This window comes from Nocardia concava NBRC 100430, from assembly GCF_000308815.1.
GTDB lineage: Bacteria > Actinomycetota > Actinomycetes > Mycobacteriales > Mycobacteriaceae > Nocardia > Nocardia concava.
Map to the genome: position 1 here is coordinate 13,746 of NZ_BAFX01000083.1, position 19,226 is coordinate 32,971.

Genomic DNA, 19,226 nt, shown 5'->3' on the forward strand with positions numbered 1-19,226 from the left:
GGCAGCACCCCACCCAAACCGGACAATTGACCCGATTCCGAACTCAATGCGACGGAAAGCGTTTCGGGCGTACCGGCCCTCGGGAAACCCTGCGCCGATGCCCGGCGAGGGCGAAACTGTGCGCATGGTGCTGGTGCCGGGGACGGTCTTCGCCGGATTCACGATCGAGGCGCTGCTCGGGCGCGGCGGCATGGGCGAGGTATATCGGGCGCGACATCCCCGGCTGCCCCGGCAGGTCGCGGTGAAGGTGCTGTCCGATGCCGCCACACGCGACGACTATTTTCGGCGCTGCTTCGACCGCGAGGCCGATCTCGCCGCGCGCACCAACCACCGCAATATCGTCACCATCTTCGATCGCGGGGTGGAGCAGGGCCGGCCGTGGATCTGCATGGAATTCGTGGACGGCACCGACGTGGCCGCGCTGTTGCGCCGCCACCGATCCGGGCTGCCGGTCCCGCAGGCCGTGCACATCGTGACCCAGGCCGCGGCGGGAATCGATCACGCCCACCGCAACGGGCTGCTGCACCGCGACATCAAACCCGCCAATATCCTGCTCGCGCCGGGCGATCCCGGCGAGGGTGAGCGAGTCGTGGTGTCGGACTTCGGGATTGCCCGCAGCCTCGACGAATCCAGCAGGCTGACCAGCGCCGGCGCGTTCGTGGCGACCATCGCCTACGCCCCACCCGAGACCTTCACCGACGCACCCGTCGGCCCGCGCGGGGACCTGTACGCACTGGGCGCGACGCTGTTCGAAATGCTCACCGGGTCGGTGCCGTTCCCGCGCGCGAATCCGGCGGCGGTCATGCACGCGCACCTCTACGAGCCGCCGCCCGAACCCACCTCCCTGCGCGCGGGCCTGCCCGACGCCTTCGACGCGGTCCTCGCCCGCGCACTGGCCAAGGACCCGGACCACCGCTTCGCCACCGCCCGCGAACTGGCGGCGGCCGCGAGCGCCGCACTGCAACAAACGCGCTCGGCACCCGGTCCGGCGTCTGCCGCGCCGCGAGCGAACCCGCCGCGTCGGCCGAATGGTTCCACACCGCGATCATCCGGGGCGACACCGCGATCCGATACCCGGCCACCGCGATCAACCGGGGCGACCCAGCGGTCGAGGACTGCGCCGAGGGCGGATCCCGGACCGCCCCGGGCCGATACACCGCCGCCATCCAGTGCCGGATTCCGCGGCGCGTCGCCGCCGTCCCGGGGCCCGTCCGGGGCCGCCGCTGCCGCGCGACCCGCCTCCGTGCCGCCGGATCCGACTCGCCGTCGGCGACTGGTCGGGTGGGCCGTGGCGATTACCGCGACGGCGGCAATCGTGGTCGGCTACAACGCTCTTCGCGCACACCACGACGAGCTGCCGCTATGTCCCACCACTGCAGCGCAGTCCACGCCTACCGGTTATCCGGGGCAGCCGACGGCACCACCGCTGGGTGTGGCCGCGGTGACGACGGCACCGGTACCCGGCGTGAACTGCCGCGTCGGCAACTGAATTCGGCTACTCGGTCACAGCTCCAGGCTCTTGAGGCTGGAGAGCAGGAAGGCGTTGACCGCGTCGGTCTGCTCGAGCTGGACGAGGTGGCCCGCGTTGGGGATTTCCACCACCTCACGCAGGTCGGTGACATTGGCGCGCAGCGTGGCCAGGGGGTCGCGGCCGCTGAAACCTTCCATGTCCGGATCGTTTTCGCCGTAGAGGAAGAAGGTGGGGACCTCGATCTTGGCGTCGGCGTAGGCGGCGGTGAGTTCCCAGTTGCGGTCGAGGTTGCGGTACCAGTTGAGGCCGCCGGTGAAGCCGGTGCGTTCGAAATCGGCTACCAGGGTGTCGAATTCGGGCTGGGAGAGCCACGGCCAGGGTAGGGCGGGGGCTTGCGGGAGGGCGTCGAGGTAGCCGATGCCGGGTGGGTTCTTCCAGGTGTCGAGGTAGTGGTAGTCGCCGGAGAGGGAGTAGTAGACCCGTTCCAGGAAGCCGCGGGGGTCGGCGGCGAGTTCGGCGTCGGCGACGCCGGGTTCCTGGAAGTAGGACAGGTGCAGGAAGTGGCGTTCGGCCGCACGGGTCCAGAACGCCGAGGGCGCTTTGGGCGGGCGGGGGGCGAACGGGTTGTTCAGGACCATGGCGGCGGCGACCTTCTCAGGGTGGCGCAGGCTCAGCTCCCACACCAGTTGCGCGCCGAAATCCAGGCCGACGAAGGCTGCCTTCTCGGCGTCGACGTCGTCGAGCAGCGCCAGCAGGTCGCCGATGACGGCCTCGTTGGTGTAGGCGGCGGGGTCCTCGGGCGCGTCGGTGCGGCCGTATCCGCGCAGGTCAGGTGCGATGGCGCGGTAGCCTGCGGCGGCGAGGGCGTCGAGCTGGCGGTGCCACATGAACCAGGTGTGCGGGAAGCCGTGACAGAAGATCACGGGGAAGCCTTCGCCCGTATCCGCGACGTGCATGCGGACCTCCCCGGTGTCGATCGTCCGATGCGTCAGTTCCACTCCGCCTCCAATTTCTAGAACACGTTCCTATTTCAAGGTAATGTCCAGAGGTCGTGAGCGAAATACCCAAGATTCTCGCCGGAAAGGTCGCGGTGGTGACCGGGGCCAGCCGCGGCATCGGCAAGGGCATCGCCCTGGAGCTGGGCGCGGCCGGGGCGACCGTGTATGTCACCGGGCGCACCGTCACGGCCGGGCACCTGCCGGGCACGGTGTCGGCCACCGCCGCCGAGATCGACGAGCTCGGCGGGACCGGCATCGCGGTGGTGTGCGATCACCGCGACGACGCCGCGGTGGAGAAGCTGTTCGCGCAGATCCGCGACGAGCAGGGCCGCCTGGATGTGCTGGTCAACAACGTCTACGACGCGCCGGGTTCGGCGCGGTGGATCGGGCGCAAGTTCTGGGAGGTGCCGCCCAAGGCGTGGGACGCGGGCTTCGATATCGGGGTGCGATCACATTATGTGGCAAGTGTTTTCGCCGCGCCGTTGATCATCGAATCGCAGGGTCTGATCGTGTCCGTCTCCTCCCCTGGTGCGGTCCGCCAGATGCACAACGCCGTCTACGGGGTCGGCAAGGCCGCGGTGGATCGGCTCACCGCCGACATGGCCCACGACCTCGAGGGCACCGGCGCGACGGCGGTGTCGATCTGGCCGGGCATCGTCAATACCGAACTGCTGCAAATGGTTCCGCCCGATAAGGACGGCCGGCGTCTGGTCACCCTGCCCGGTGAGGGCACCTTCGACCTGGACGCGGCCGAGACCCCGCGCTTCCCGGGCCGCGCCGTGGTCGCCCTGGCCGCGGACCCGGATCGGCTGGCGCGCACCGGAAAAGCCTGGAAGGTCGCCGACCTGGCCGAGGCCTACGGCTTCACCGACCTCGACGGCCGCGTTCCGCGCGCCGACTAGACATCGAATTACGTTCCCGAAGAACAGGAGTGGACAACCCTATGCGACGCGTTTTCGTCGTCGGCGTGAACATGACGCCGTTCGTCAAGATCGGTTCCCGCGAGTGGACCTACCCGCAGATGGTGGCCGAGGCCGTCAACGGCGCTTTGAAGGACGCGGGCGTCACCTATGACCAGGTGCAGCGGGCCGCGGTCGGTTACGTCTTCCAGCCCTCGGCGGCGGGCCAGCGCGCACTGTATGACATCGGCCTGACCGGTATTCCGATCGTGAACGTGAACAACAACTGCGCCACCGGTTCCACCGCGCTGATGTTCGCGCGCGAATGGGTGGCCGCCGGGATCACCGATGTGGCCCTCGCCGTCGGGTTCGAGCAGATGACCAAGGAGGCGATGGCCGGTCCGGCCACCAAACCGAAGGTCACCACCGTCGACGCGCATCTGAAGGTCAACCGTGAGCTGTTCGAGTTCTCGGCGGCGCCGATCACCACCCAGTTCTTCGGCAACGCCGCCATCGAGCACATGAAGCGCTACGGCACCACGCCCGAGCAGCTGGCGGCGGTCGCGGTCAAGAACCACGAGCACTCCACGCGGAACCCGTTGGCGCAGTTCCAGGATGCCTACACCCTCGAGCAGGTGCTCGCCGACAAGCCGGTGCACGGGCCGCTGACGCGCTCGCAGTGCTCGCCCATGTCGGATGGCGCGGCGGCGGCGGTCGTGGTGAGCGAGGAATTCGTCAAGGCCAACGGCCTGGAAGGCCAGGCCATCGAGATCCTGGCCCAGGAGCTGGCCACCGACGACGCCACCTCCTTCTCCACCGGATCGATGATCGACGTGGTGGGTGCGCCCATGACCCGGGCGGCGTCGTCGAAGGTGTTCTCGCGCGCCGGGATCGGGGTCGCCGATGTCGATGTGATCGAGTTGCACGACTGCTTCTCCATCAACGAGCTCATCACCTACGAGGCGCTGGGGCTGTGCGGTGAGGGCGAATCGGGTGCGCTGGTGGAGTCGGGTGCGACCACCTACGGCGGCACCTGGGTGGTCAACCCGTCCGGTGGCCTCATCTCCAAGGGTCACCCGCTGGGCGCGACCGGGCTGGCGCAGTGCACCGAATTGAGCTGGCAGCTGCGCGGTCTGGCGGGCGAACGCCAGGTCGCCGGCGCGCGCACCGCGCTCGCGCACAACCTCGGCCTGGGTGGCGCGGTCGTCGTCACCCTCTACGGCGCCAACACCCTGTGACACAAGGGGGTTCGGGGCTTGCCTCCGAACCCCTCTCCGGATGGAGGAGGAAATCATGACCACATTCGATGCCGACACCATGCTGCGGCTGCCCGTGCACAACGGTCACGCCCTGGTGGCGGGCCTCAAGCGGCACAAGAACCGTCCGGTGCTCACCCTGGGCGATCACATCCTCACCGGCGGTGAGGTTTTGGACGGGATGAGCCGCTATATCGATGCCTTCGCCGAGCACGGTGTCACCACGGGCACGCCGGTCGGGGTGCTCGCGCTCAACCGGCCCGAGGTGCTGTTCACCATCGGCGCGGGCCAGATCGTGGGCTCGCGGCGCACCGCGCTGCACCCGATCGGTGGGCTCGACGATCACGCGTATGTGCTTGCCGACGCCGGTATTTCGACGCTGATCCTGGATCCGGTGCCCGCGTTCGTGCAGCGCGCCCGCGAACTGGTCGACATGGTTCCGGCGCTGAACAAGGTGCTGGTGCTGGGCCCGGTGCCCGAATCGCTGGCCGATGTCGGCGTGGACATTCTCGCGGCCGCTGACAAGTACGAGCCGCGCGACGTCAAGGCGGTCGAGCTGCTGCCGTCGGATGTCATCTCCATCAGCTACACCGGCGGCACCACCGGCAAGCCCAAGGGTGTCATCGGCACGGCTCTGACCATGAACACCATGACGCAGATCCAGCTCTCGGAATGGGAGTGGCCGCGCCATCCCAAATTCCTGATCTGCACACCGCTCTCGCATGCCGGTGCGGCGTTCTTCCTGCCGACGGTGCTGCTGGGCGGGCAGTGCGTGGTGCTGCCGCGCTTCGACGCCGGAGAAGTCCTGAAGGCGATCGAGGAGCACAAGATCTCGGCGACCATGCTGGTGCCGTCGATGCTGTACGCGCTGCTGGATCACCCGGATTCGCACACCCGTGACCTGTCCTCGCTCGAGACGGTCTACTACGGGGCGGCGGCGATCGATCCGAATCGGTTGCAGGAGGCCATCGATCGGTTCGGCCCCATCTTCGCCCAGTACTTCGGGCAGTCCGAGGCGCCGATGGCGATCAGCTACCTGGCCAAGGACGAGCACGACAAGGAGCGGCTGTCCTCGTGCGGGCGGCCCTCGGTCGCGGTGCGGGTGGCGCTGCTGGACTCCGAGGACAAGGAGGTTCCACAGGGTGAGGTCGGCGAGATCTGTGTCTCGGGACCGCTGCTGGCGGGCGGCTACCTGAACCTGCCCGAGGTGACCGCGGATACGTTCAAGAACGGCTGGCTGCGCACCGGCGATCTGGCGCGTCAGGATGAGGACGGGTTCCTGTTCATCGTCGGGCGTTCCAAGGACATGGTCGTCACCGGCGGGTTCAACGTTTTCCCGCGGGAGGTGGAAGACGTTGTCTCCGAACACCCGAAGGTGCTCACGGTCGCGGTGGTCGGGGTGCCCGACGCGCACTGGGGTGAGGCCGTGACCGCCGTGCTGGTGCTGGATCCGGCCACCGCCGCCGATCCGGCCGCGGTCGAGGTGGTGACCGCGGAGATCCAGGCCGCGGTCAAGCAGCGCAAGGGGTCGGTGCAGGTGCCCAAGCATGTCCTCGTGATCGACGAGCTGCCATTGACCGGATTGGGTAAGCCGGACAAGAAGGCGATCCGGGTGCTCGCCGGGGAACGACTGGGCCTGGCCTGATTTCGGTGCGCGGGGCGCTCGGCTAGGCGAACCTGCGGGTTCGCAGCAGCCGGGCGCCCCTGCGCAGGCTCGCCATCCCGGTTTCGATGACCGCGCGGGTCACGAAGTGCCCCAACGCCGTGGCCACGAACACGGCGGTGATCAATACCGGCGCCCAGCTCCAGCTCAGCGCCAGCAGCATGCGGTCTAAGGTGCCGCGCGGCTGCACCACCGGCTCCCAGCTGTTCAACCGCACCCAGCGGCCCAGGAAAACGCCTATCGCGCACAGCAAATGGACGGTCAGCGTGGCCGGGGTCCGCCACGCGCCCAGTCCGCGTGCCTCCAGGAAACGGCCCAGCTCGGCCAGCACCAGGTAGTAGGCCACGAAGCCCGAGGCGATGAATACCGCGTACACCGGCAGGATGGTCGTCACCACCGGTCCGTTGCCCGCGGCGCGGATGTCGTCGCGCAGGTGCACCAGATCGGTCACCACATAGGGCGCGTTCGGCAGGAACAGCAGCAACAGCACCGCGCCGCCCCACCAGATCGGCGAAATCGGTAGTCGCCGTTCCTCATCGCGCGCGCCCCGGAACACCAGCAGCGCCAAAGCCACCGGGATCCAAGCCAATACGCTGTTCCACAGCATCCAGAACAAGTTTCGGTCCAGCACCCCCGCAAGGCTCGGCGCGACCGTCTTCACCGGGTCCATCCGTTCATGATGCCCATCGCGACGCGACACGTCATGCGAGTTCGCGACACCGTTCGGGAACGAACCCGGCAACACGCCCGCCACCGACGCGCCCGCCCGGTCGGGGAAAGACTTGTCGACAGGTGGCGACCAGCTGTTTTACGATCGTATTATGCGGCCGTGGGATATGAGATTCCCGAGTGGGCCCTCGACGTCGCGGCCCGGCTCGGCATCGCACCCGAGGAGATCATGCGGGTCCTGACCGGCCCGGGCCGGCGCTGGCCGCGACCGGTGCGCGGGACGGGCGGGCTGCCCGCATTGATGATCCTCGGCCGTACCGGTACCGGGCTCCCGTTGGCGGTGGTGGTGCGTCCGCTGTCGCAGTGGGACCAGCAGGTCATCGGCGTCCGGCCGGTGACCGGACGGCTTCTCGCCCAGTTCGAACAATGGGAGGCGGACCATGAATGACTATCCGGACAAGGGGTACCCGCACACGGCCGATGAGGCCCGCGACTTCCTCGACAACCTGACCTTCGACGAGGACGCCCCCGAACCCGACCTCCCCGGCCCCGACACCCCCGTCACGGTGCTGCGCACCGTCCGGCTCCCCTACGCCATGGACCAGCGCATCCGCGCCGAGGCCGACCACCGCGGCATGAGCATGTCCGACCTGATCCGCGACTTCCTCACCATCGAGCTGGCCGCCCTCGACGACGACACCCCCATCAGCCGCGCCGACGCCCGCCGCGCCCTCTCCGCCGCCCTGGCGAATCTGTCCCCGGTGCACCGCAATTCACGCTGACCCGAGGCCGGGGCCTGCACGCGGACGGCCCTAGGTCCGGGCATGCACGACGAATCGCCCGGGCACCTTTCGGGGTGCCCGGGCGATCACAGGAGCTTGGGGGCTAAGCGAACTTGATTTCGAGGCCGATCCCCAGAATGGAGATCAGCCAGATCAAGCCGATGAAAATGGTGATGCGGTCGAGGTTCTTCTCAACAACAGTGGAGCCCGACAGGCTCGATTGCACGCCACCACCGAAGAGGCTGGACAGACCTCCGCCCTTGGCGCGGTGCAGCAGCACCAGCAGCACCAGCAGCACGCTGGTGATAACGAGGAGGATATCCAGGAACATCCGCATGGCCGACAGTGTATGCGGTTGGTACCCCAGTACCCGAATCAGGTCGCCACGAACCAGTCCCCCGGTCCGGCCAATCCCCCGCGAACCCCGTTCCCAGTGACTGATCGTGCCAACTGTCCCCTCGACTCCGCACCGGCGCCCGGCGGCGATGCAGGGTCGGTGATCACGCGGGCCGTCCGCGACACACCCATCCGTTTTCCCGGGGGACCACTCACTTGCACACCGTCCGACACTCCCTATACCTGGCCGCCCTCACCGCCTGCACCCTGCTCGCCGCAGCCTGCGGCTCCACCAGCACCAGCGGCCCGGCCCCGACCACACCGAAAACCACCACCGCCACAACCACAGCCGCACCGACAACCACCACCGCCACCCCTACGGCGGCACCGACGCCCACCGCCGTCACCTCCCCGCCTCAGCCCATCCAGCCCTTGGTTCCGCCACCAGCCGCCGCTCCCCCGACGACCACCGCCGTGGCCGCGCCCCCACCGGCCCCGCAGGCACCACCTGCGGAACCTCCCACAACGAAGCCCACGCCCTCCGTCTACTACAAGACTTGCGCGGACGCGAAACGCGCCGGCGCCGCCCCCCTCCACCGCGGCGACCCCGGCTACCGCCCCGACCTGGACCGCGACGGCGACGGAATCGCCTGCGAGAAATAACCTCTCACCCCACGAGAATGCACTGGAGCAGACGTCTTCTCGACGTTTGCCTGCCCGATTGCATGCTCGTCGAGCATTGGGGCATCTATATCGTCGGTCGGCGCGCCCGCTGTGGTCGAAGCCGAGTTTTCCAGCTCTCGCCTGGTCCGGGGCGCGGTGGGGGTCATGGAGCGGCGGTGGTGGGCGTGCGGCGGAATTGGTTGGGGCCGTAGGTGGCCGCGCGTAGCAGCCATTCGATGGGGCCGTAGCGGTGCCGCTGCACGTAGATTCGGGCCAGGTAGAGCTGGGTGGTGTAGATGGCGAGGGCGATGGTGACGATCGTCCAGGCGTTCAGGTGTCCGGCGAGGGCGAATCCGTAGCCGGTGAAGATCAGGGACGTGATCACGGACTGGCTGATGTAGGTGGTGGCGGCGATTTTTCCGGCCGGGGCGAAGATTTCCGCTACGCGAGGACGGGTGTGCAGCAGGCGTAAGAGTGTGGCGGCGTAGGCGGCGGACAGGAGGGGTGCGGTGAGCAAACTCGGGCCGGCCAGCAGGGGCCAGTGGAACAGGGCACCCAGGATCGAGACTGGTGCTCCCACACCGAATCCGATCAGCTGCACCCGCGGAAGCCAGCCGAGATATCGGGTCGGATCCTCCAAAAGGCGGAGCTTGCCCGCGGCCAGGCCGAGTAGAAACAGCGGCAGCACTGCGACTACGCCGAATACGAGGTATTGCGGGAGGTTCCCGCTGAACTGCTCCCAGCGCCATGCTGCGGCCTCGCCCCAGCCCGCGCGCATGGCCTCCAAGTCCCGCATGTGTTCGGAGGTGTCGGTCGAACGCCCTTGGGGGTTGGTCAGCAGGCTCATCACGGTCATGGCGACAGCGGCGAACCCGAGTAATCCGGCGGCCGTCCACACTGCGGTGCGTGGGCGTAATCCGCTCAGCAGCAACAGGATCAGGCCGATCGCACCGTATCCGAACAGTACGTCACCGATGAAGAAGAACACTGCGTGCACCGCACCGAGCGCCATGAGTGCCAGACACCGTCGGACGGTCCGTGCCCGCCTGCTCACCCCCGCGCGATCCGCCGCGCGGAACTGCATGGTCAGTGAATAGCCGAACAGGAAGGAGAACAGGATGTAGAACTTGTTGTGGAACAACGCTTCCAGCGTCGACAACAGCGCGCCGTCCGGAAACGACCATGGGCCCGACATCACGATAATGTTCACCAGCAGGATTCCGCCGAGCGCGAACCCACGCAAAACATCCAACTCCACGAGCCGCGGCACTGGCGCCTGTTCGTCGACCATGGATCAACGGTAGGAACGCGACCCGGACGGCGGATCCTCCGCGAGACCTACACGGCACTCGGTGCATACCCTGAGAAAACCCCCGTGCACCAGGGGGCGCGAGAGACGTTGTCCGGCTGGATGGAATCGAACCACCTGTGCCCGAAGGCGGGAGGGTTACAGCCTCCGTGCACACCATGTGCTCAACCGGTTGGTGGCGGTGGTCGGATTCGAACCGACGACCTGTGGGTTATGAGCCCACCGCGCTGCCGAACTGCGCTACACCGCTACGCATGCGCAGCTGCTGGGCTACGCATTTCCATTCTGTTGGAATGACGCGGAAGACAGAGAAATCGAATCCCAAGGCGAAGCCTCGATCTCGCCAGCAACGAGTCCCGGCACCCCGACCGGTTTATCTTCCATCGCGGAAAGCTGAGGAGTCGAACCCCCGGGACGCGATGCCCGCCACCGGTTTTCAAGACCGGGTGGCCTCCACTGGCCGGAGCCTTCCACTGTCGCCGCCTTGATCATGGCTGCGATACAACGAGGTTCGCAGCAGCCCGCAGCTGCCGCAACTGATTTTCCTCACAGGGAGCGGCGGACGTATTCCTCGAGGGTCTCGCGGACGAAGACGGCGCAGGCTGGGGTTCCGTAAGCGGCGGCGTAGGCGGGGTCTTCGGCGTATTGGCGGGCCAGGCCAAGGACCATGGCTTTGGAGTTCTCGCGGTCGCCGTCGGCCAAGGGGGTGCCGGGGATGGCGGTCAGCCAGGCTATGTGACGGGCGGCTTGGGATTGGGCGACCGGCGAGTCGGGGGTGTGGCCTTGCTTCCAGGTGGTGATCCAAGTGGCGATGAGGGTGTCGAGGTCGCGTTTCCAGTCGCGTTGCTCCGCGAGGGATTTGGCGTGCCACCAGTCGTTGGCGGCGGTGTAGGCGCGTTCGCCCCAGCGGGCGATGACCTCGTCGCGGTAGGGGTCGTTGAAGCCCTCGAGCATCATCTGCAGGGAGCCTTCGGCGGCGGCGGGGGCGTCGAGGGTTTGGCGCAAGGCGGCGATGCGTTCGTCGAGGCGGGCGCGTTCGGCTTCCAGTAGCGCGAGATGGGTGCTCAGGGCCTTGTCCTGGTCGCGTTCGCGGTCGAGGACTTCGGCGATGACGGGCAGGGACAGGCCCAGGTCACGCAGCAGCAGGATGCGCTGCAGGCGGGCGACGGAATCGGTGTCGTAGTAGCGGTAGCCGTTGTGGCCGACCCGGGCGGGCGGGAGCAGGCCGATCTCGTCGTAGTGGCGCAGCGTGCGGCTGGTGACGCCGGCGCTGTCGGCCAACTGCTGAATCGTCCACTCCACGAAGCCCTCCCGGATTGTTGTCAGTTCTTGCCGACCCAGTCGCCCTCGAAGGTCTTGGCCCATTCCTTGGCCTGATCGATCTCGGCCAGGCGGGGCGCGGTCAGGATGATGCGGTTGCCGTCGGCGTCGTCGATGGTCAGGTCGGTGGTGTACCACGCGGTGTCGGTGGGGCCTTCGACCCGGGTGCCCGGGAAAGCGTTGGCGCGCAGGGATTCCGCGAGGGCGGGCAGGTCGGTGCCACCGGCGGAGAAGCTGACGGTGGTGCTGCCCGGGCGCGCGGTGCCGGGGACCAGCAGCAGGTCCTGGTATTTCATGCGGCGCAGATGCACCACCGCCGGTGTGCCGTAGGGCCCGGGAATCGTTGCCAGGGCGATGAATCCGACGCTCTCGTAGAAGGCGGTCGCGGCCGCGATGTCGGCCACGGCGAAGTTGGCGAACATGGGCATGGGGTAGATGGTCCGGTCGATGGCCGGGTCGGTGTTCTCGCTCATGGCCTCGACGCTAGGGGTTGACGTAGCGGCAAGGTCAACTCTCCGGACCGGGAGGCGCGGCACGGCCGGAGTAAACCGCCAGCATGTCCTCCACCAGCCGCAGCACCGACACATCCAGATCGGGGCGCTGAAAGACCCCGCGCACCACAGCCTCACCGGAGAACACGTGCAGCAGCACGAAGAACAACGGTTCACGCACCTCGGCCGGAAAGTCCGACAGCAGCCCGGTTCGCTCGAGGGTCGCCACGATCTCGCGGTAGTAGTTCTCGGCGATGGGCGCGATGCGCTCGCGTAGCTCGGTGTCCGAGCGCGCGGCCAGGAAGATCTCGCGCAGCGCGTGAGTGAGGTTGGACTGCTGGGCCTGGCGCAGGTAGCGCAAAGCGACGTCGAGCGGATTGTCCTTCGCCCCAAGGTGTTCCATGGTGACCGCGTAGCCGACGAGCTGGCGGGCGAACACCTCCTCGGCGGTGCGCACGATCAGATCCAGCCGGGTGTCGAACTGACGGAACATGGCCCCGGCCGACAATCCGGCCCGCCCACAGATCTCCTGCACCGTGGTGCGCTGATAGCCGACCTCTCCGATGGCGGCGATGGTGGCATCGACCAGCTTGGCCACGGTGGCAGCCCGGCGCTCCTGTTGCGTGCGCCGCGGGCGGGAAACTTCACTCACGAGCGACCATCCTGCCCGGTGTGGGGCGCACAGCAAACATCCGGCCCAACGTGACCGTTGACACATTCCACCACCGCATCCTATTGTCTGGGACACAACTTAGAAAACAGCTGCTCTCTAACTTTGAGGGTGGGTGCTCGGCCGCCGCAGCGGCACGGAGGAGTTCGATATGACAGCGGGAACCAGAGCGATCGCCCAGGCGTGTGTGGCCGTGGCGGCGGGCTTGACGGTCGCGGTGTGCCCGGCGGTAACCGCCGCGGCGGACCCGGTGCCGGTAGCGCCCGCACTGCCGTTTCCGACCCCGCCCGCGCCGCCGTATCTGGATCCGGGCTTCTATCAACCGGATCCGGCGCGGGTCGCCGCCGCCCAGCCCGGCGAGATCCTCGCGGCCCGGCAGGTGAATCTGGCAAACCTGTGGCTGCTACCGCTCAACGCGAACACCTGGCAACTGTCCTACCGCAGCACCAATACTCGCGGCGAGCCGATCGCGGCGGTCGCGACGGTGGTTGTGCCGCATCGCCCGGCGCCCACCGGGCAGCGTGGGCTGGTGTCGTTCCAGATGGCCGAGGACTCGCTCTCGGTCAACTGCGCACCCTCCTACGCCCTGCAGATGGGGTCGCTGCCCAATCCGCTGAACCCGGTGCACGAAGCCGAATTCGTCGAGGTGCAGGCCATGTTGCAGCTCGGGCACGCGGTGGTGATCCCCGATCACGAAGGACCCAACGCGGCGTACGCGGCCGGGCCACTCGGCGGGCGCATCACCCTCGACGGGATCCGCGCCGCCGAGAGTTTCGATCCCGCGGGGCTGCCCGGCACGGCGACCCGCGTCGCCTTGTGGGGCTACTCCGGCGGCGCGATGCCCACCGCGCACGCCGCCGAACTCCAGCCGACCTACGCGCCCGAGATCGACCTGGTCGGCTCGGCGACCGGTGGACTGCTGGCCGACATCCGGGCGTCGCTGAACTACAACAACGGCACCTCCACCTTCGGCGGCGCGGTGCTGGGCGGCCTGTTCGGCGTGGCGCACGAGTACCCGCAGCTGAACCGGTTCATCGACGAGCACATGAACCCGCTGGGCAAGGCGCTACGGCTGGCGCACGAAAACCAGTGCGTGGCTTTGCAGTTCGCGGCCTTCCCGTTCGTCAACATCAAGGGCCTGTTCGATTATCCGGGCGATCCCATGCTCGCCCCGGAGCTGCAGCCGGTCCTCGACGAGATCAGCCTGGGCCACCGCGGCACCCCGACCGCGCCGCTCTACATCTACGAGGGCACCTTCGACGAGGTGATGCCGCTCAACGCGGTCAACAACACCTACGACATCTACTGCCAGGACCCGGCCGCGCGCGTGCAGTACACCCGGGACCTGTTCAGCGAGCACGGCATCGCCGCGGTCTCCAATACCGCCAGCGCGGCCATGTGGCTCAGCGACCGCCTCAACGGGATCCCCGCCCCGGCCGGCTGCCACAACCGCGACGTGTATTCGGGCATTCTCGATCCGGGCGCGATCGGCGCCTTCGTCAACGCGATCGGCCAGACCCTCGCGTCGGCGCTCGGGATGCCGGTGTAGTCACCGTACGATCGGCACCATGCCAGCAACTCGTGTGTGGGTTCTGCTCGCGCTCTCCGCGGCCGCCGCCGGATGCTCGTCCAACAGCGGCGGCTCGGAGACTCCGCCCACCTCCTTGATGGGGCACACGTATGTGTCCACGGCGGTGTCGGGCACGCCGATCCCGGGCGGCGGCCCGCTGACGCTGACCTTCAAGGAGGGCCGGGTCACCGCCCAGGCGGGCTGCAATACCGCCACCGGACCCGTTGACCTGCAAGGCAATACGCTCCAGGTCGGTGAGATGGCCACCACCCTGATGGCCTGCCCGGGCGAGGTGGCCGGCGCCGACGGCTGGCAGGACGGGCTGCTGCGCTCGCAACCGACCTGGACCCTCGTCGGCGATACCCTCACCCTCAAAGGCAACGGGTCCACCGTGACCATGCTCGACCGCAAGGTCGCCCACCCGGACAAACCGCTCACCGGCACCACCTGGATCGTCACCGCCCTGCTGCGCACCGACGCGGTGGTCCACTCCAAGACCCTCGAGGAGGTCCGCCCCGCGCTGACCATCACCCCCGACGGCAAGATCTCCGGCACCGCGGGCTGCAACACCATGACCGGCAGCGCGCAGATCGAGGGCGACGAGGTCACCTTCCACGTCGCCACCACCCGCATGATGTGCGACCCGCAGGTCATGGAGGTCGAACAGCAGGTGCTCCAGGCCCTGGACGGAAAGACCAAGGCCACCATCGATTCCGACGAGCTGACCCTGCGCAACACCGGCAACAACACCGGATTGCAGCTGCACGCGGAGTGAGCGCCCGCGCGGGCCCGCCCCCGCGCGCCCGAAAATCGTTGTCGCGCCGCCGGGTCCACCCGCTAGCGTCGCACCGCATGAACACCAGATACCTCAATGTGGTGGATGTGGAGGCCACCTGCTGGGAGGGACCCAACCCGCCCGGCCAGCCGAACGAGATCATCGAGATCGGGCTGTGCGTGCTCGATACCCAGACCCGCGAGCGGGTGAGCAAGCACAGCATCCTGGTGCGTCCGGAGCATTCCACGGTCAGCGAGTTCTGCACCCGGCTGACCACTTTGACTCCCGAGCAGGTCGCCACCGGCATCACCTTCGCCGAGGCGTGCACGCTGCTGCGCACCGAATTCCACGCCGATTCCCGCCCGTGGGCGAGCTGGGGCGATTACGACCGCAAACAGTTCCTGGCCCAGTGCGAGGGCACCGGCGTGCCCTACCCCTTCGGCTCCCGCCACACCAATGCCAAGCTCGCCTTCTCCACCGCCCGCGACACCAAGCGCCGCTACGGCATGGCCGGCGCCCTGCGCCTGGCCGGACTCCCCCTCGAGGGCACCCACCACCGCGGCGGCGACGACGCCTGGAACATCGCCGCGCTGATCGCCGACATGCTCGCCACCGACGCCTGGGCGGGCTGACCCGCCGCCTGCCCGACTTGATCGAAAACGTTGCCGTGTCGGACGGTTTCGGGTCAGGCTGGGTGGACTGGCCGAGGGATCGGATGTTGCCGGGAGAAGCGTGGAACGACCTCTACGCTGAGCCCGACGTACGCGACATATGGGACATATGGGAGGCGTCATCAACGACCGGGAAGCTGACCTGGATCAGTGGTTTCGCGCGGAAGTGGCCGCGACGACGCCGGGTCCGGCTCGCGATCAGCAGGAACCGATGGACGCCACCGGCCTCACCGGGGCGCGATGCCTGGAGCTGTTCGACGCCCAGGCCGCCTCGCGGCACCTGGATCTGGCGGCGCGGCGGCTGACACGGGAAGGGCACGGGTACTACAGCATCGGGTCCTCGGGACACGAGGGCAATGTCGCGGTGGCGGCGGCGCTGCGGGTCACCGATCCGGCGCTGCTGCACTATCGGTCCGGGGCGTTCTTCGTGCACCGGGCCCGGCAGGTGCCGGGACTGGATCCCATCCGCGATGTGATGCTCGGGGTCGCCGCGGCGGCCGCCGACCCGATTTCCGGTGGGCGGCACAAGGTTTTCGGCTCCAAACCCGCGCACGTGATCCCGCAGACCTCCACCATCGCCTCGCATCTGCCGCGCGCGGTCGGGCTGGCCTTCGCCCTCGAACGCGCCGCGCACCTGCGACTGCGCTGCGAATGGCCCGGGGACTCGGTGGTGGTGTGCAGCTTCGGCGACGCCTCGGCCAACCATTCGACCGCGGCCGGGGCGATCAATACCGCCATCCACACCGCGCACCAGAATGTGCCGGTGCCGATCCTGTTCGTCTGCGAGGACAACGGGATCGGCATCAGCGTCCCCACCCCGCGCACCTGGATCGAACAGGCCTACGGCTCCCGGCCCGGATTGGCCTACTTCGACGCCGACGGTTCGGACCTGCCCGACGCCGTGGCCGCGGCCAGCGCCGCCGCCGAATACGTGCGCGCCCACCGCAAACCGGTGTTCCTGCGCCTGCGCACCGTGCGACTGCTCGGCCACGCGGGCTCCGATGTCGAGTCGGCCTACCGCCGCCCCGCCGAGATCGCCGCCGACCTGCGCCGCGACCCGGTCACCGCCACCGCCCGGCTGCTCGTCGCCGCGGGCGTGGTCACCGCCGCCGAGATCGCCCAGCGCTACGACGATATCGCCGCGCAGGTCGCCAAGGCCGCCGAAAGCGCCTGGAACGAACCGAAACTGACCTCCACCGCCGCGGTCATCGCACCGCTGGCACCGGCCCGGCCCACCGTGGTGCGCACCGACGCGCTGCGCTCGGTGCCCGACGCGGACAGAAACGGGAACGGCAGAACGAACGGCTCCGCGAATACCGTTGCCGGGCCGCCGTCTTCGGAGCCCGCCGAGCCGCCCGCCACCACAGGCGAGCAACTCACCCTGGCGCAGGCGGTCAATCAGACCCTGGCGCAACTGCTCACACGGGATCCCGACGTGCTGGTCTTCGGCGAGGACGTGGGCCGCAAGGGCGGCGTGTACGGCGTCACCAAGGGTTTGCAGCAGAGCTTCGGAGTGCGAAGGGTTTTCGACACCCTGCTCGACGAGCAGAGCGTGCTGGGCACCGCGCTCGGGGCGGCACTGGCCGGATTCGTACCGATTCCGGAGATCCAGTACCTGGCTTATGTCCACAATGCCGAGGACCAGTTGCGCGGGGAGGCGGCGACACTGTCGTTCTTCTCCGGCGGCCGCTACCGCAACCCGGTGGTGGTGCGCATCGCGGGCCTGGCCTATCAGAAGGGCTTCGGCGGGCACTTCCACAACGACAATTCGATTGCGGCGCTGCGGGATATCCCGGGCGTGGTGATCGCCACGCCATCCCGCGCCGACGACGCGGCAGCCATGCTGCGCACCTGCGTCTCGGCCGCCCGGGTGGACGGGCGCGTGTGCGTGTTCCTCGAACCCATCGCGCTCTATCACACCCGCGACCTGTACCGGGCCGGGGACGGTGCCTGGCTGGCCCCGATTTCCGGTGTGCGCCATGCCGATATCGGCAGCGCCCGCGTGCACGGTTCCGGCGCGCACCTGACCATCGTCAGCTTCGCCAACGGCGTCCCCATGAGCCTGCGGGTGGCCCGGCGGCTGGCCGCCGACGGCATCCACGCCCGCGTGCTGGACCTGCGCTGGCTGTCCCCGCTGCCGGTGGAGGATCTCCTCGACAATGCCCGCGCCACCGGCCGGGTGCTCATCGCCGACGAAACCCGCCGCAGCGGAGGCGTTTCTGAGGCCGTCTGCACCGCCCTGCTCGACGCCGGCTTCGACGGCCGCCTGGCACGGGTCACCAGCGCCGACAGCTTCGTGCCGCTCGGCCCGGCCGCCTCGACGGTGCTGCTGGACGAGGCGGCGATCGAATCGGCCGCCCGCGCACTGCTGGCCGCCCCCGCGCCCCGGTGACGGCGGGCGGGGCCGGGCGCAGCTCGCGGCAGACACCCGGCCCCCACCCGCCCTCGACGCCGGTCCGGTCGGCGTCCCGGTGCCGTTGAGGGGACGGCACCCGGCTTAACTACGTATCAACTACGTAGATACGTAATACCCGAGTTTCACCCCGGAGCGCAAGCGCGCTCGGCGAATTCACAGCCTTACCGCCGAATTCACAGTTCCACCCCGCGACCGGGTGGCGACCACCACAGCACCACACCCGCGACAGTAAGGCTGCCCTCAGTTTTGCCCTCTACACTCGAGCCCACTTCACGGGAGGAACTCGAATGCGAGCAGCGCGGGAGCGACCATGAGCGTCGCCGTCTGCCTGATGCTCTACGGTTTCGCGGTCACCGTCCTGGCACCGCGACTGCTGCGCGGACTCGGCACCGACGCCACCACCCCGCGCCTGGCCATCGCCGCCTGGCTCGCCGCCATGACCACCACCGTGCTGGCCTGGACCATCAGCCTGGGCATCGTCATCGTCGACCTTGCCACGCACCGCATCTCACTGTTCCCGGTGCGCCTGGTCGACGGCTGCCTGCTGCACCTGCACGACGCGGCAGTCGGCGACTACGGCGGACCCCTGCAGACCGGACTGCTCGTGCTGTCCGGACTCGCCACGCTCGCGGCGATTCTCGTCGCCGTCCGCCTCGCCACCACCGTGCGCCGCTTCCACCGCAACACCGTCGAACACGGCCGCCTGGCCCGCCTGGCCGGACGCCACCGGCCCGATCTCGACGCCGTCGTCCTCGAGGTCGACCATCCGGCCGCGTACTCCGTTGCGGGCAAACCACATACGGTCGTGGTCAGCCGCGGCGTGGTCACCGCACTGGAGGACCATCACCTCGACGCCGTGCTCTCCCACGAACGCGCCCACCTCGACGGCCGCCACCACCTGCTGCTCACCCTCACCCGGGGACTGGCGACCGTGCTGCCGCGCATCGACCTGTTCACCGTCGGCGCCCGCGAGGTGGCGCGCCTGCTCGAGATGCTCGCCGACGATGCCGCCGCCGCGATCCACGGCCGCGCCACCGTCCTGCAAGCGTTGCTCACGCTGGCGACCCTGCCCACCCCGCCCGCGACCGTCGAGGCCGCACTGCTGCCGCGCGTGCGCCGCCTGGCCATGCCCGCGAATCCGCCACGGCTGCACACCAAGGTGGCCGCGACCGCCGCTGCCGTCACCGCCGTCGCCATCCCGCTGGCCGCCGTGGTCGTGGCGATCATCGGCATCGAAGTCTGCACGACCAGCTAGCGTGGAGCGGCG

19 protein-coding genes and 2 tRNA genes are annotated in these 19,226 nt (G+C 68.7%); 12 read left to right on the plus strand and 9 right to left on the minus strand.

The genetic code is table 11. The annotated features are described in order from the left end of the window. Nucleotides 1-97 precede the first annotated feature (97 nt). Nucleotides 98-1,489, plus strand: a complete 1,392-nt coding sequence (locus ON43_RS42615) for a serine/threonine-protein kinase (RefSeq protein WP_051178693.1) — start codon at nucleotides 98-100, stop codon at nucleotides 1,487-1,489. 14 nt (nucleotides 1,490-1,503) lie between these two features. Here the strand turns inward: ON43_RS42615 and ON43_RS19185 are convergent, their stop codons facing one another. Next, nucleotides 1,504-2,469 carry an alpha/beta fold hydrolase gene (locus ON43_RS19185; RefSeq protein WP_083913532.1) on the minus strand — a complete coding sequence of 322 codons (966 nt, stop codon included), beginning with the start codon at nucleotides 2,467-2,469 and terminating at the stop codon, nucleotides 1,504-1,506. 53 nt (nucleotides 2,470-2,522) lie between these two features. On the opposite strand from ON43_RS19185, the gene ON43_RS19190 reads away from it, so the two are divergent. Genes ON43_RS19190 through fadD8 form a run of 3 tightly spaced genes read left to right on the plus strand, consistent with a single transcriptional unit; the run spans nucleotide 2,523 to nucleotide 6,269 of the window. Next, complete coding sequence (locus tag ON43_RS19190; protein ID WP_040809413.1) at nucleotides 2,523-3,371, plus strand: SDR family NAD(P)-dependent oxidoreductase; 849 nt, start codon at nucleotides 2,523-2,525, stop codon at nucleotides 3,369-3,371. A gap of 41 nt (nucleotides 3,372-3,412) precedes the next feature. After that, nucleotides 3,413-4,606, plus strand: a complete 1,194-nt coding sequence (locus ON43_RS19195; RefSeq protein WP_040809415.1) for a thiolase C-terminal domain-containing protein — start codon at nucleotides 3,413-3,415, stop codon at nucleotides 4,604-4,606. Between the two features lie 55 nt (nucleotides 4,607-4,661). Next, a complete protein-coding gene (fadD8, locus tag ON43_RS19200; protein WP_040809523.1) occupies nucleotides 4,662-6,269 on the plus strand; it encodes a fatty-acid--CoA ligase FadD8 in 1,608 nt (535 codons plus the stop codon). Nucleotides 6,270-6,291: 22 nt separating this feature from the next. Here the strand turns inward: fadD8 and ON43_RS19205 are convergent, their stop codons facing one another. Then, a complete protein-coding gene (locus ON43_RS19205; protein ID WP_040809524.1) occupies nucleotides 6,292-6,957 on the minus strand; it encodes a DUF1361 domain-containing protein in 666 nt (221 codons plus the stop codon). A gap of 159 nt (nucleotides 6,958-7,116) precedes the next feature. Here ON43_RS19205 and ON43_RS19210 point away from each other — a divergent pair, with 159 nt between their 5' ends. Both ON43_RS19210 and ON43_RS19215 read left to right on the plus strand, forming a co-directional pair. After that, nucleotides 7,117-7,404 carry a hypothetical protein gene (locus tag ON43_RS19210; RefSeq protein WP_040809417.1) on the plus strand — a complete coding sequence of 96 codons (288 nt, stop codon included), beginning with the start codon at nucleotides 7,117-7,119 and terminating at the stop codon, nucleotides 7,402-7,404. Continuing rightward, complete coding sequence (locus tag ON43_RS19215) at nucleotides 7,397-7,738, plus strand: hypothetical protein (RefSeq protein WP_051178695.1); 342 nt, start codon at nucleotides 7,397-7,399, stop codon at nucleotides 7,736-7,738. The genes ON43_RS19210 and ON43_RS19215 overlap by 8 nt, the downstream gene beginning before the upstream one ends. 103 nt (nucleotides 7,739-7,841) lie before the next feature. On the opposite strand, the gene secG is transcribed toward ON43_RS19215, so the two are convergent. After that, entirely contained in the window at nucleotides 7,842-8,075 is a 234-nt protein-coding gene (gene secG / locus ON43_RS19220) for a preprotein translocase subunit SecG (protein ID WP_040809420.1), read from the minus strand. A 215-nt stretch (nucleotides 8,076-8,290) separates the two neighbouring features. Between secG and ON43_RS43795 the strand changes: the two genes are divergently transcribed. Continuing rightward, nucleotides 8,291-8,737: an excalibur calcium-binding domain-containing protein gene (locus ON43_RS43795; protein ID WP_086007978.1), complete on the plus strand. Its 447-nt coding sequence runs from the start codon at nucleotides 8,291-8,293 to the stop codon at nucleotides 8,735-8,737. Between the two features lie 163 nt (nucleotides 8,738-8,900). Here ON43_RS43795 and ON43_RS19225 read toward each other — a convergent pair whose 3' ends face one another. The 6 genes from ON43_RS19225 to ON43_RS19245 form a co-directional block, all read right to left on the minus strand. Then, nucleotides 8,901-10,028, minus strand: coding sequence for a DUF418 domain-containing protein (locus ON43_RS19225; protein WP_051178696.1), 1,128 nt, complete (start codon nucleotides 10,026-10,028; stop codon nucleotides 8,901-8,903). A 191-nt stretch (nucleotides 10,029-10,219) separates the two neighbouring features. After that, nucleotides 10,220-10,296, minus strand: a tRNA-Met gene (locus ON43_RS19230). Nucleotides 10,297-10,432: 136 nt separating this feature from the next. Continuing rightward, a tRNA-OTHER gene (locus tag ON43_RS44910) sits at nucleotides 10,433-10,518 on the minus strand. Nucleotides 10,519-10,592: 74 nt separating this feature from the next. Then, nucleotides 10,593-11,348: a MerR family transcriptional regulator gene (locus ON43_RS19235; protein ID WP_040809421.1), complete on the minus strand. Its 756-nt coding sequence runs from the start codon at nucleotides 11,346-11,348 to the stop codon at nucleotides 10,593-10,595. Between the two features lie 20 nt (nucleotides 11,349-11,368). Beyond that, entirely contained in the window at nucleotides 11,369-11,839 is a 471-nt protein-coding gene (locus ON43_RS19240; protein WP_040809423.1) for a glyoxalase/bleomycin resistance/dioxygenase family protein, read from the minus strand. Between the two features lie 34 nt (nucleotides 11,840-11,873). Next, nucleotides 11,874-12,509, minus strand: coding sequence for a TetR/AcrR family transcriptional regulator (locus ON43_RS19245; RefSeq protein ID WP_040809425.1), 636 nt, complete (start codon nucleotides 12,507-12,509; stop codon nucleotides 11,874-11,876). 169 nt (nucleotides 12,510-12,678) lie between these two features. Between ON43_RS19245 and ON43_RS19250 the strand changes: the two genes are divergently transcribed. The 5 genes from ON43_RS19250 to ON43_RS19270 all read left to right on the plus strand — a co-directional run bounded on the left by ON43_RS19250 (nucleotide 12,679) and on the right by ON43_RS19270 (nucleotide 19,214). Then, nucleotides 12,679-14,076 (plus strand): lipase family protein, encoded by a 1,398-nt coding sequence (locus ON43_RS19250; protein WP_051178700.1) that lies wholly within the window; start codon nucleotides 12,679-12,681, stop codon nucleotides 14,074-14,076. Between the two features lie 19 nt (nucleotides 14,077-14,095). After that, complete coding sequence (locus ON43_RS19255) at nucleotides 14,096-14,872, plus strand: META domain-containing protein (RefSeq protein ID WP_051178701.1); 777 nt, start codon at nucleotides 14,096-14,098, stop codon at nucleotides 14,870-14,872. Nucleotides 14,873-14,949: 77 nt separating this feature from the next. Beyond that, nucleotides 14,950-15,504, plus strand: a complete 555-nt coding sequence (locus ON43_RS19260; protein WP_040809427.1) for a 3'-5' exonuclease — start codon at nucleotides 14,950-14,952, stop codon at nucleotides 15,502-15,504. A gap of 139 nt (nucleotides 15,505-15,643) precedes the next feature. Continuing rightward, on the plus strand, nucleotides 15,644-17,935 hold the full coding sequence (locus ON43_RS19265; protein WP_373283460.1) for a thiamine pyrophosphate-dependent enzyme: 2,292 nt from the start codon (nucleotides 15,644-15,646) through the stop codon (nucleotides 17,933-17,935). Between the two features lie 334 nt (nucleotides 17,936-18,269). Continuing rightward, nucleotides 18,270-19,214, plus strand: a complete 945-nt coding sequence (locus ON43_RS19270) for a M56 family metallopeptidase (RefSeq protein WP_040809428.1) — start codon at nucleotides 18,270-18,272, stop codon at nucleotides 19,212-19,214. Nucleotides 19,215-19,226 lie beyond the last annotated feature (12 nt).